Origin of the sequence: Psychrobacter sp. BF1, from assembly GCF_019279065.1 — a bacterium.
Taxonomy (GTDB): Bacteria; Pseudomonadota; Gammaproteobacteria; order Pseudomonadales; family Moraxellaceae; genus Psychrobacter; species Psychrobacter urativorans.
The window spans coordinates 1-13,101 of sequence record NZ_JAGYWV010000002.1; the positions used below are offsets into that span (position 1 = coordinate 1).

Here is a 13,101-nt window from a genome sequence, read left to right on the forward strand (position 1 = left end):
CAACAGTTGCAATAGCAGCCGTTAATGTAGTTTTGCCGTGATCAACGTGTCCAATAGTACCGACGTTGACGTGTGGCTTTTTGCGTTCAAACTTGGCCTTTGCCATGAGTATTTCCTCTTTTATTGGTGAATCTTTATGCTTAAAAAACAATAAACAGTAAGATTAATAAATAGCTATTTGACGGCTTATGATAGATTTAAAACCATCAAACCGTTGACGCTATGGCTTATCTAGTAAATAGGTTTATAAACTTAGCTAATATATGGGTACGAGACTGATTTTTTCAATCTTAGTATCCATTTTTTGTTCAGTAACATATTATTAGCAAAAACTCTAAATCAATATTATTTTTTAGCAAGCGACTAGTTAATCATTATCACTAACCATCAGGGTTGCTAAAAGTCGTTTATTATCGTTAATGCTTAACGCCAAAAAAGCAAAATATATGCTACTGACAGCACTAAAAGGCAACACCTCGGTGTCACCTTTAATTTATCACTACCGAATTGACTTTATGTTTTTTGATGATGTCATAGGCTTTATAGAGCGATTCATCCCAACCGATACTAGTATGTCGAAAACAATGTCGATCACTATATCGAAAATAGATTATAGCAGCTTAATAAAGTAAACATCATAAGCTTTAATAATAAATGGAGCTCATATTGAGAATTGAACTCAAGACCTCTCCCTTACCAAGGGAGTGCTCTACCGCTGAGCTATATGAGCATATTTTTAAATGACTGACAAATTAGCTGACAGCTTATAAAAAAATATCACGAAACAATTCATAAAAGCTGATTGTCGTGATTAATTATTGGGTGGTTATTTTGACAGTATTTATCTAAATCACTTATGGCACATATATGGAGCGGGTGGCGGGAATCGAACCCGCGTCATTAGCTTGGAAGGCTAAGGTGTTACCATTATACCACACCCGCAATGGCTCTATATTAAACGGCTTAAGAGCGTGCTTGGCGCTAGGATAAACTTTAAAACAATATGGTGGTGGGAGAAGGATTCGAACCTTCGAAGCTTTCGCGACAGATTTACAGTCTGTTGGGTTTGACCGCTCCCCAATCCCACCTTAGGTTACTTTGAAAGAAATGGTGCCGACTGCCGGGTTCGAACTGGCGACCTACGCATTACAAGTGCGTTGCTCTACCAACTGAGCTAAGTCGGCCTGTTCTTTCAAAGTGGTGTGTATTCTATCAAATATATTATAAAACACAACCCTTATTTCTATCTTTTTATCACTTTATTGAAATTAATTTTTAAACGTTTGATTACACTGCCTTTTTTTGGTAAAAAAATATCGCAATTAGCCGTTAGTTTTTGAGTTAGCTACCCTAGTAATTACTAACATGAGTAACTTAGGGTAGTACTGCCTAAATATTAACGAATTCGTAAACCATCACAAGCCATTTTTACTGCTTTTACCAACGCTAAGGCTTTTTTGTTAGTTTCATCCCATTCCGCTTCTGGGATTGAGTCAGCGACTACTCCTGCCCCTGCTTGGATATGTATTTTGCCACGACGCATTACTGCAGTACGAATCGCTATAGCGGTATCCATATTACCATTCCAGCCTAAATAGCCGACTGAACCCCCAAATACTGTGCGGCGTACTGGCTCAACTTCATCGATGATCTGCATGGCACGAATTTTGGGTGCCCCTGATAGCGTACCAGCGGGAAAAGTAGCACAGAACACATCTAGGGCATCTTTATCAGGCAGTACTGTACCTTCAACATTAGAGGCAATATGCATCACTTGTGAGTAACGCTCAATAAACATCTTCTCAGTGACTTTGACGCTGCCATATTCACAGACACGACCTATGTCATTACGCCCTAAATCAATTAGCATCAAATGTTCGGCGATTTCTTTGGTATCTGACAGCAGCTCTTTTTCTAAGGCCAAATCTTCGGCCTCATCTATCCCACGCTTACGGGTTCCAGCGAGCGGTCTTACCGTCACTTTACCGTTTTCGATGCGGGATAAAATCTCAGGCGAAGCGCCAATAATATCGAAACGTTTATGGTCATCTAAAGTGTAACCGTGAACCAAAAATAGATAAGGCGATGGATTTAAGAACCTCAAGGCACGATAAACTGCTAATGAATCCCCCTTATAATCAGCGGTCAAACGCTGTGCAGGCACTACCTGCATTACGTCTCCAGCAAAGATATACTCTTTTATTGTATTAACATCATTACAGTATTTTTCTTTACCCGTTTGCGAGACAAACTTTGGTGTAGGCATAATTGGCGCATTCAAATCCGGCATTTCTGCTAATTTATCTTCTATTTTTTCTAACTCACGGATAGCGGTGCCGTAGCCGTCCTCAGTATTACAATCAGCATAAACGATGATAGATAGCGTGTTTTCTAAGTTGTCGAAAACAATCACACTCATCGATAGCATCAACCACATGTCGGGTAATGACATAGTATTCGGGGCATTAGATAGGCCCACACTAGGCTCAATTACTCTGACCATGTCGTAACCAAAATAGCCGACTAAGCCGCCACTAAAACTAGGTAAAGCAGCCACTTCATCTTCTGTCGGCATCTTATACTGCTTCATAAGCTGACGAATATAATCAAAAGGATCTGCTACTGCATCGCTATCGATTTGGTCATCTTTTTTGATAGTCATGATGCCATCAGCGTACTGCAAGATTAGATCACTACCTAAGCCAATCATCGAATATCGTGCCCAACGCTCCCCGCCTACTACTGACTCAAACAGATAAGCTGAGCCGCTCAAGTCTCGCACTTTAGAGAACACAGAAACGGGTGTTTGAGCATCCATTAATCGTTTCTTCACTAAGGGAACATGGCTATAGCCTCCATGTTTAAAGGCTTGATATTCTTCAAAGGTCATCATAATCGACAGTCTCTTGACACTACATTTATAAGATATAAGCGTGACACGCTATAACGAAGGCTTGAATACAAATTAAAATAGGCTATTAGGGCATAAAGTATGTGACATAGTTAAGCCCGCCAGTATAGCAAAACTAGCGAGCTTTATAAGTAATGAGGGTTACTAGACGGTATTTAAAGTAGGCCTGCGTTTGCCGAGCTATTAATAGTGTCTTAAGAGTTCAGAAGTAGTCGAATAAACGCCTTTACTGCACTCTAGAGACACTTTTATATACGAGCTAGGCTAAGGCCACAATAGCAGGTATTCAGTCGCTACTGCAGTACTCCTTACTAGCGGTTATTCATTGAACAGAGCTATAGGATAAGAAAGTTACGCACCGCCCATATTGAACAGCCATAAGGCTAATCCCACAATGATAATCGCAATAAATACCCAAATAAACCAAGTGCCACTAGGCTTTTTGTCTGAATGCGCGCCATTGGCTGAGTTATCCAAAGCTTGATCCATAGCATTGTTGCCTTGGGTACCTAAGTCGCGACCTTGGCCTAAATTAGCGGTCCCTGAGAACTGCCCAGTTGCCGCTTGTTTCGCTCGCAATACATCTGGATCGGCTTCTTCTTGCAGTGCGGTGGTGGTAGTCTTGTCATGCTCAGGACTAACCACAGGCTGTTGATAAGCGTCTGGCTCATGGATAAGCGGCTCATCGCTCACTGCTGCACTGTTTACCGCCTCGCTAGTCATAGGCTCACTGATAATAGGTTCGCTAACCACAGGCTCTTTGACTGGCAACGCTGCCGCTAAGGGCTGTTTAGGCATCTCATCGGCAAGCACTTTTTCTTGTTCAGTAGCCAAGCTCGGCATAGCTGCTGAGGCCAATACCTCGGCTATCATAGTCGATTTGACTACTGGATCTGTCGATGGAGTCACTAAAGGTGGTTCAACTATCGGTTGCTGAACTAATGAGTGCTCACTAACTTCCTCAGTGCTAACTGGTTCAGCAGTGTCAGTGGCTAACGCATAGTTTTCTAATACCGTCTCTTCAACTACACTTGGCTCTACTGTGGCTGGCTCTATTACTGGAGTAGTGATAGTGTCCGTTATTGCAGTGCTCGCCGTTCCAGCCGATAGCTTTTCTATATCGTTATAAGTGTCGTTGCTGTTGACTGTCTCAACGCTATTAACATCAGTAACAGTATTAACATCAGTAACAGTATTAACATCAGTGACAGTATTAATACTAGCATCAGCATCTACATAAGCTTCACTAACTACATCGACTTCATTAAATAAATCGTCTTCACTAACCGCATCAGCTTCAGTAACTATATTAGACTCAGTAACTAGATCAGCTTCATTAACCCCATCTGACCCAGTGAGCAAATTAGACTCGCTAACCATACCAGCTGCTGGGGTTGTCACTTTAAAACTAAAGCTAGCAAAGCCTAGAGTATCGTTGACTTGCACCGACGTGGACTGATTACTTTCGATACGTTCATCATTGATGAAAGTGCCGTTAGATGAGGCTAAATCTTTAACATATAACTCGCCATTTAACACGCTGAGTAGGGCATGGTTACGCGATACTTCTTTACTGCCCAGCACCACATCATTATCGGTGCCACGGCCAATTGACAAGCTATCAGTAACGGTTAATGTTAAGTTACCAAGCGCTTCGGTCAGCGCATTTAGCTGCCAGTTTAAACCTTGTTTATCGCTATTCGATGAATCCTGTTGACCCAATTGATCACTCATTGTCTTGCTCCTTGATTTTGATTTAACTTTTAAATGTTTTTAACTACCCTGTAACGGTTTATCGATAGCTTTTGTGGCGCCTTATTATTTTGCTAAAAAACTAGGTTTAATGATGCCGCTAAGCTTAGCATAAGGAATGCTCAGTACTGGCATACCATAAGCATAAGGGCCGATATCATAATGCTGATAGCGAATATTAATCCCTTTATCTGTTAGAGTCACATTATCACTCAGAGTAAAAGGCCAGTTTTTTTCATAGTTACTGACATCTTCATCAACTGTTTTAACCCACTCTTTATAGGCCTGATAAGCCAGCGCTTTAAAGCGTGATTGCTTACCTGGTTGCAGCATGTCTGCCAGTGTTACTTGCTTTTTACTATTAACATCGAATATTAAGTACTCGCTAAGCGGCATGCCATGAGCACCACCAGTGAAAACATAAGAGTTGATCTCAAACAGCTCAAAATCTTCAGTTTGGGTCGACTTTGTACTACTTTGCTGTACATGACCCTGCTGTACATCACCCTGCTGTACATCACCCTGCTGTACATGACCTAAGTACTCAGGCTTAACCAGTAAGCTATAAGACCCTGAGCTATCAGCTGGCATATCTTTAAACTGCGACCGGGCAAAGTCATCGATAGCTAACTTTGCCGCTTTTATAGTAGTCGATTTATTGACTGGCGACTCACTAGGCTTACTATTGATGACCAAATTATTAATACGAGCGTTAACTATGTTATTGATCCAATCATGATTAGTCTTAAGATATTTAACCTCAATCTCTGGGCAGTTACTTTTTTTATAGCATTGATCTTGGACAGTCTTAGGCAGCTCATAATCAATATATTCTGTGCTGCTAATAAGAGTGCTAGCGTTGGCAGAGAGGCTAAGTAATGAAAAGCATCCCATAATAGACGCTAATAAACAGCTTTTGAAAAAGCCAGCGTTTGTCTTATGATTATTAAGCAATAGATTAAATGACATTGTAAACTCTACTAGTGAATTGATTAATAAATAGCTTGCTTAGTTCTTATAATCATAGCCTACCTATAAATAAATCTTTGTTTGAAATGTGTTGATAGCTGGTAGTGCGCTCAGCGCTATATGCCAGTGTTTGAGTTGAGGCGATTTCATGGGTTTATGCAGTAAATAGCTATTGTGCTCCTACCTTGTGAGTGATGCTAACTGCTAATACGGTGATAACCTTAAGATTATTAATACTGAGAGTCGAGACTTAATCCTTACTGTCTAATTAGCGCCAAGCTGATACTACCTCTAATATTCTAATTTGAGTAGTTCCACTATAGCAGTCTGTTTTAAGTGGTTTATTAATAGGTTTTTGGGGTGAAATAGCTGGTTCCCTTGGGGTATACCTCAGAGAAACCAGTGAAAACTGACTTCTAATATCCAATGTCATAAACTCTATTGTGGGAACATGATCGGAGCGCTATACAGGTATCAAACTACTGAGATCAAATATAATTTTAATGGCTATGAAGGTGGTAGCATCGCTCATAATCATTTTAGTTTTAATTAGAGCTAAGAGATTTCAGTAGTAACTAAATTTTCAATACACCAATTCCATACCGCATCTACATTATTCCTCGACGTATTTACTCGTTTTCGGACGAGATAATAGTCTGGTTCTACTATCAAATTCGAATCACTGACTTGAACCAATCGACCCGCAGTTAAGTCCGCTTGCACAAAAGCCTGACAGGCAATAGCAACGCCCTGACCAGCTAAAGCAGCATCTAAAGCAAGTGCCGTTTGGTTAAATACTGCACCCGGCAACTTACCTGTGCTCCCAAAGAAGCGTGGCCAATGATTGTGCGAATCGTGCAGCAATGGCATATCACGTAAATTCTTGAGTGACATAGGAAGTGCAATATTACCAATAAGATGAGGGCTTGCCACTGGTACAAGCTTTTGTTTGAATAGCCGCTGCGTCTCAAACAATGTAGGGAATGGCAGATGAGTGAGGCGTACAGCAATATCTACTTGATCACGGTCAAAATCTGCAATAGATTCAGTCGCTACCGTACGCAAGTCGATACCAGGAATCGCCGTCATTAAGACAGATAGTTGAGGCAACAAGATTTTAGTTGCAAACGCAGGTGTCACACTAATAGTGACAACTTCAGGCTCCTTAAGCAGTTGTACTGTTGCCTTACTTATAGTGTCAAAAGCCCGTGTTATCTCTGCAAAATAAACGCCTCCTTGGCTTGTAAGTGCAACGCCTCTTGGTAACCTTTGGAATAAAGGAAAACCAATGTGCTCTTCTAATATACGAACTTGCTGAGCAACTGCCCCTTGAGTCACAAAAAGCTCATCAGCTGCTGCACGAAAACTTAACTTACGACCAGCAGCTTCAAATGCACGCAATGCATTTAACGGCGGCAGTGGGCGATGATAATCTGACATACCAGTCTTCTATACAATAGATTTTCTATAGTCTAGCATCTTTTAATATGATGCAAGGTATTCGCTTCTACTGATTATAATAAATGAATGATAGCTAATGAAGTAGAGAGTGACTGTAGAAAAACTTATTCCTATTGCAGCAGTAGATCAAACAGAGATGCTACTCCAGCTCATAAACTTCTTCAACATAGTTGTCATAAAGCCATAGTCTCATCTATGAGCGATATAAAACCTACTTTTCATCGGCTTTATGCTTATTAAGTAGATACCTGTTGATGGGAGTTTGTTCTACCTCACAAGCGAGGCAAATTGCCGTCTAGCTACTTAGATAGCTTTCGAGTTTTTAAGGTGACTTTTATGTTTAGAGTATATGCAGCGCTTATTTTACTGGGTGTGATTTGGGGGTCAAATTTCATTTTTATGAAATGGGCTACGGTCTTAATTTCACCCGCTCAAACTGTATTTTTACGAGTACTTTTCGGCTTTTTGCCGTTAGCACTAATTGCATGGCGTAGTAAGGTCATTACTCGTGATCAGTTTCCTCACATACCGCATTTTATAGTGATGTCAGTGCTCGCAACCTCATTTTACTACTATGGGTTTGTTGCAGGCACTGCGCTATTACCGAGTAGTATCGCAGGATTACTGAGTGGTTCAATTCCCATTTTTACCTTTTTAGGTGCTGCATTATTCTTGCCAGAAGAACGACCGACTAAGCAAATGGCTCTAGGAGTTGCTTTAGGGTTTGCTGGTATTGCGTTAAGTGCACGCCCTTGGCAAGGAGCAATGGGTGTTTCTCTAATAGGCGTATTATGGATGTTAGCAGGATCTCTGAGTGTTGGTGCGTCATTTGTATATGCACGTCGTTTTTTGTCTCCTTTGAAGCTGCCACCCCTTGCTTTGGCAACTTGGCAGACGGGTATAGCTGTTATAACGCTATCAATACTGATCGATTTTGAGGGTATTACTAATGTAGCAACGAACACTCAGGCGATGTGGGGAATGGTGCTTGGACTTGGAGTATTAGGAACAGGAGCAGCCTATCTTATCTATTATTTTATTATTGAAAAGTTAGGTTCTGTGAAGGCTGCTGGTGCTACTTATATTGCGCCAGTCGTTGCTGTTATTATTGGTGCCATAGTTGGAGAGGATATCACCATTTTAGAGATCATAGCCTTAATATCAATTATCGGTGGCGTCCTATTAATTCAAACTGGTAGAAGGGCGTTAGTTTAGATGATATTTTTTTAGACGTACTTCTCACTCATACTCAAAAGGATATATTTATGCCACATTTAACCATTCAAGCGACACCTAATGTCAGCATTACTCATAAAGAATCATTACTTAAATCCTTGAATAAGGTGCTCTGGGATAGTGGGCATTTTGGTAAGCCAACGGATATTAAGGCCCGTATGATACCTATCGATACGTTTTTAGTGGGCCTTGAAGATGACGAGCAAACAAACGGCTTTATTTATGCAAATCTAAAAATAATGACAGGCCGTAGTTTGGACATCTGTAATCAGTTGGCAGAACTGCTGGTAACAACCATAGAAGTGGAGTTAAGTGAGAAACAATCCGAACGAGTCGATTTGCAGATATGCGTAGAAGTAGAGAATGGCAGTGGGGTTTATCATAAAAAATAATGAAACTTTATCTTAGAAAAATTTTATCTAAGGTATGTTCCCAATTCAAACGATAATATATAGATGAGCCAAAAACGTCTGAATGTCTGATTCATAGCTCAATATTATTTATACTGTTTATCCCGTTTGACTGTAATTTATATTGTGTTTATTACCAATTTTGAAATTGGGAACAGGCCCTATATATCATTCTTTTGTCTTTTTGAGAGGGAGATGTTAGGCGATGAGCTATGCTGAATAACTGTAGAAATCAACATGAAAGCCCCTAATCAGACAGCTTTATCATAATGGCTCAGGATATCGATTTTATAGTCATTAATGCCTGTATAGTGCGCCGATCACGAATAGAATATATATGTTAAGTACACCATAAAGTGCATTAAGAACAACTCATCTATTTGAAACGTTGATATTATTAGCCTACAGCTTAAGATTCGAGTCCTCACTAGGGAACCGAACCAGTGAAGAAGCTCGATTGGTTCGGTGTAGCTATACCCTAATATGATAAGACCTTTAAACGAATCCTCACTAGAAAATCGTGTTTGTTTCTATAACGGCATTTTCACTGAAATCCATAAGAAAACCTACTACAGCTTATTTTTTGCCTTAAATGGTTCTGAAAACTGAAGTATTAGAAAGTTGACAACTGATAATATTATTGCTATTTCATAACGCCCATAGGCCACTGATATTCCAATAGCTGCGGTATTCCATAAACTTGCGGCCGTCGCAGTACCTTTTACAGTATTGTCACCTTTAAAAATAGCACCGCCACCGATAAAGCCCATACCCGTAATAATCGCATACATGATTCTCGCTTCAGGCTCCGATCCATGATAGATATCTACAGCAACTAGCATGAAAGCGCAGGATGCAATACTCACTAATGGAAAGGTTCTCAGTCCTGCACCTTTATCTTTCATTTCACGATTAAGAGCAATCGGTAGTGAAAGGACAAAGGCAATTCCTAATTGAATAAAGTGATACCCTAACAGTTTTAAGCTCAAATCAAATTCAAACATAGCTGATCTACTCTCTAGAAATAAGTGATTACACAAAAAAATGTGATAATACCTAAAAATAAATATTTTGATAGTTAAGATTTTTTACTATTAATAGAGTCAGACTAAAGTTATGAATAACAGTAGCAAGTAGATCATTTGCTGCTAATACTTACCGCTATAAAGCTAAAGGTAGTCAACGGTCGAGACCATATATCTAGAGCCACTCCCTAAAGAAATTTAGCAAAAATAAAAACTTATAAGATGTAAAAATAAAAATCTATTCGGCTCAATTTGAAGGATAGATAAAATGAAGAAGACTAGTAACATAGCTTTGTTTTCGTTGATAGCTTTGCTTGTTTTAGCTTTTGGTATCGGGCTATATGTCCTTTATCTAGGCTATCTGGTAATTTTATATTCTGTCTAGTAGCTGATTTTAAGCACATTAAAACAGTGGTTATTTACTCAGAAGGCAACCACAGCAGTAATCCTTTTTTGAATAGCTAAGGCCGCTTATCTGAATTGAGCCTACAAGAGGCTGACTCAAATCATAAAACTTTCGAGTTAATCGCAACAAGTACCTAAGGCGAACCACTAGAAACTAAGTTCTAAATCAACAATTTATACTGTAACTTCTAGCTAACTATAATAACCAAATGACCAAATGACCAAATGACCAAATGACCAAATGACTTACACTAGCTTGTGATCTAAAAAATTAGCTACTCATATCCTCATTAATATGGCCAATTTCTATAACCCCCGAACTTACTAGAATAATTATTTAAACCCATAAAAAAGACACGATAAACGTGTCTTTTTTTATACTGATCATTACTAAATATTAGTGCTCACGAGTATTACTAAAAGTCACTTCTGGATAGCGCTCTTGCATCAGCTGCAGATTCACTCTTGATGGGGCTAGATAGGTTAGATAACCACCACCATCAATCGATAACTGGTCATGAGCTTTGCGTTTGAATTTCGCTAATGCCACTTCATCGTCACAATGAATCCAACGTACCGTAGCAATAGATACTGGCTCAAAAGTACATTGTACTTTGTACTCTTCTTTTAGTCGGTGAGCTACTACTTCGAACTGTAGTACCCCAACTGCACCTAAGACTAAATCGTTATTGATCTGTGGCATAAATACTTGGGTAGCGCCCTCCTCGCTCAGCTGCTGTAAGCCTTTTTGTAGGGCTTTTGACTTCAGTGGATCACGTAAGACCACTCGACGAAAAAGCTCAGGAGCAAAATGTGGAATACCGGTGAAGTTCAGCTCTTCCCCTTCAGTAAAGCTGTCACCGATAGAGATAGTACCGTGATTATGCAGACCAATAATATCACCAGGATAAGCCTCTTCTAAAGCCTCACGATCACCAGCCAAAAAAGTTAGAGCATCGGCAATACGCACGCTTTTATTTAGACGCACATGCTGTAGTTTCATACCTTTTTCGTATTTACCTGAGCAAACACGTAAAAACGCTATACGGTCACGATGACGAGGGTCCATATTGGCCTGAATTTTAAACACAAAGCCAGTAAATGCCGTTTCAGTGGCCTTAACCTCACGCTCCTCAGTGGGATGCGCTTTTGGTGGCGGCGCATACTTAACTAAAGTATCAAGTACCATATTGACCCCGAAGTTACCTAAGGCCGTACCGAACAACACTGGCGTCATCTCACCCGCTAAGAACGACTCGACACTGAAATCTTCTAGCGCCATTTGTACTAGCTCTAACGACTCTTCAAAGGAGGCAAACATCAATGCCCCTAAGCGCTCGCGAATGTCAGGATAGTCATAACCATCACGAGTCTGCGCTACGGTGAGATCACCGCCATGGCCTTTTTCATAAAGGTAGGTTTTGTTTTCCGTTAAATGATAAACCCCAATGAAATCCTGTCCCATACCTATAGGCCAAGTCAGTGGAATACATTTAATCTTCAATACTGATTCAATCTCACTTAATAGCTCAAGGGGCTCACGAATCTGTCGATCCAGCTTATTGACGAAGGAGATGATAGGCGTATCACGCATCCGACACACTTCCATCAATTTGATGGTTCGTTCTTCAACACCTTTTGCCCCATCGACCATCATCAATGCACTATCGACGGCAGTTAGAGTACGATAAGTATCTTCACTGAAATCGGCGTGACCGGGCGTATCTAGCAGGTTAACCATACTATCTTGATAAGGGAACTGCATCACTGAGGTAGTAATAGAGATACCACGCTCTTGCTCCATACTCATCCAGTCAGAAGTCGCATGACGGTCAGTCTTACGACCTTTGACTTCGCCTGCCACCTGAATAGCTTGACCCCATAATAGGAGCTTTTCGGTCATGGTGGTCTTACCAGCATCAGGATGCGAGATAATCGCAAAAGTACGGCGTTTAGCAACCTCGCGGGCAAGCTTAGCTGGAGAGATGTTATTGTCTGCGCTCATAATCGGTAACTTATGGTTAAATTTCAAAAGGAAATAGCAATATTTAATAAAGAGTTTAATAATAAATAGGATAGATTTTAGTGGGCGTATTGTAGCGGATTTATGCTTAACATGCTATTTTTGCCAACTATCTTAATGGTTCTAGTAGCCACACAACCTTATCAATATAAGACAAAAAAGCCTTACCTTCAAGGCTCTATAAAGTTAGTATTTAATGCCTTTATATGGGAATTTTTGAGCTTATCCTAGTAGTGGTAGCACTTGCATATAAGGCTTGGCTGATTATTTTTTGCGATTATTAAAGATTTATTCTACAGCACACTTACAAATTAGTAGCCTAGAGTTACCACGCCTACATAGTGTGATGACAAGGGTTTGCTATTCTTAGCAATGTATTCTACTGTTATTCATTAAACGCAGATAATATATTAAGTTTTAACTAAAGCCTATTTACAACAATAAACTCATATAAAAGGACATATCATGAAAACATTATATTCTACCAAAGGAACGGTTACTGGTGGTCGTACAGGTAAAGCTAGTCTGCAAGACAGTGATCTGATTATCAACATGGTCGCACCAGGATCTGGTAAAGAGGGCAATAATCCAGAGCAACTATTTGCAATGGGTTATGCCGCTTGTTTTGATGGAGCGCTTGCGGCTGTTAAAGGCATGGAAAAAGCTAAATTTGATTCTACCACTGAAGTTTCAGTAGATTTACTACAAGGTGAAGGCCACGACTATCAATTAGCGGTAAAAATTCATGTTAGCGCTGAAAACACAGAGCTATCAGCGGAAGAGTTCCAAAAACTGGTCGAAAAAGCCAATGAGGTCTGCCCATATTCTAAAGCTACCCATGGTAATATCGATAGCGAAGTCACTTCTGAAGTGAAGTAGTCGTTCTCATTTATAACCTGTTAATAGCAT

General features: G+C 40.1%; 10 protein-coding genes and 4 tRNA genes. 3 read left to right on the forward strand and 11 right to left on the reverse strand.

Features of this window, described 5'->3' with window-relative positions:
• The 9 genes from KZA12_RS02920 to KZA12_RS02960 form a co-directional block, all read right to left on the reverse strand.
• On the reverse strand, positions 1 to 106 hold a 106-nt coding region (locus tag KZA12_RS02920), incomplete at its 3' end, for a GTP-binding protein (RefSeq protein ID WP_227686815.1).
• A 549-nt stretch (positions 107 to 655) separates the two neighbouring features.
• Positions 656 to 730: transfer RNA gene (locus KZA12_RS02925), tRNA-Thr, on the reverse strand.
• A gap of 138 nt (positions 731 to 868) precedes the next feature.
• A tRNA-Gly gene (locus tag KZA12_RS02930) sits at positions 869 to 942 on the reverse strand.
• Between the two features lie 62 nt (positions 943 to 1,004).
• Positions 1,005 to 1,088 (reverse strand) — tRNA-Tyr (locus tag KZA12_RS02935).
• A 20-nt stretch (positions 1,089 to 1,108) separates the two neighbouring features.
• Positions 1,109 to 1,184, reverse strand: a tRNA-Thr gene (locus KZA12_RS02940).
• 212 nt (positions 1,185 to 1,396) lie between these two features.
• The gene (gene trpE, locus KZA12_RS02945) at positions 1,397 to 2,893 is read right to left on the reverse strand and encodes an anthranilate synthase component I (RefSeq protein ID WP_218689182.1); all 1,497 of its coding nucleotides are present in this window, start codon (positions 2,891 to 2,893) and stop codon (positions 1,397 to 1,399) included.
• Positions 2,894 to 3,262: 369 nt separating this feature from the next.
• Positions 3,263 to 4,645, reverse strand: coding sequence for an FHA domain-containing protein (locus KZA12_RS02950; protein ID WP_218689183.1), 1,383 nt, complete (start codon positions 4,643 to 4,645; stop codon positions 3,263 to 3,265).
• An 84-nt stretch (positions 4,646 to 4,729) separates the two neighbouring features.
• Positions 4,730 to 5,557, reverse strand: a complete 828-nt coding sequence (locus KZA12_RS02955) for an RsiV family protein (RefSeq protein WP_256932803.1) — start codon at positions 5,555 to 5,557, stop codon at positions 4,730 to 4,732.
• 630 nt (positions 5,558 to 6,187) lie between these two features.
• Positions 6,188 to 7,072 carry a LysR substrate-binding domain-containing protein gene (locus KZA12_RS02960; RefSeq protein ID WP_218689185.1) on the reverse strand — a complete coding sequence of 295 codons (885 nt, stop codon included), beginning with the start codon at positions 7,070 to 7,072 and terminating at the stop codon, positions 6,188 to 6,190.
• 357 nt (positions 7,073 to 7,429) lie between these two features.
• Here KZA12_RS02960 and KZA12_RS02965 point away from each other — a divergent pair, with 357 nt between their 5' ends.
• Positions 7,430 to 8,308 (forward strand): DMT family transporter, encoded by an 879-nt coding sequence (locus KZA12_RS02965; RefSeq protein WP_218689186.1) that lies wholly within the window; start codon positions 7,430 to 7,432, stop codon positions 8,306 to 8,308.
• 50 nt (positions 8,309 to 8,358) lie between these two features.
• A complete protein-coding gene (locus tag KZA12_RS02970) occupies positions 8,359 to 8,721 on the forward strand; it encodes a 5-carboxymethyl-2-hydroxymuconate Delta-isomerase (RefSeq protein WP_218689187.1) in 363 nt (120 codons plus the stop codon).
• A 587-nt stretch (positions 8,722 to 9,308) separates the two neighbouring features.
• On the opposite strand, the gene KZA12_RS02975 is transcribed toward KZA12_RS02970, so the two are convergent.
• Together KZA12_RS02975 and KZA12_RS02980 are read right to left on the reverse strand one after the other, a co-directional pair.
• Positions 9,309 to 9,743 (reverse strand): MgtC/SapB family protein, encoded by a 435-nt coding sequence (locus tag KZA12_RS02975; protein ID WP_201621887.1) that lies wholly within the window; start codon positions 9,741 to 9,743, stop codon positions 9,309 to 9,311.
• Positions 9,744 to 10,566: 823 nt separating this feature from the next.
• Positions 10,567 to 12,174 (reverse strand): peptide chain release factor 3, encoded by a 1,608-nt coding sequence (locus tag KZA12_RS02980; RefSeq protein WP_201621886.1) that lies wholly within the window; start codon positions 12,172 to 12,174, stop codon positions 10,567 to 10,569.
• A gap of 483 nt (positions 12,175 to 12,657) precedes the next feature.
• On the opposite strand from KZA12_RS02980, the gene KZA12_RS02985 reads away from it, so the two are divergent.
• Positions 12,658 to 13,071: an Ohr family peroxiredoxin gene (locus KZA12_RS02985; protein WP_218689188.1), complete on the forward strand. Its 414-nt coding sequence runs from the start codon at positions 12,658 to 12,660 to the stop codon at positions 13,069 to 13,071.
• Positions 13,072 to 13,101: the final 30 nt, after the last annotated feature.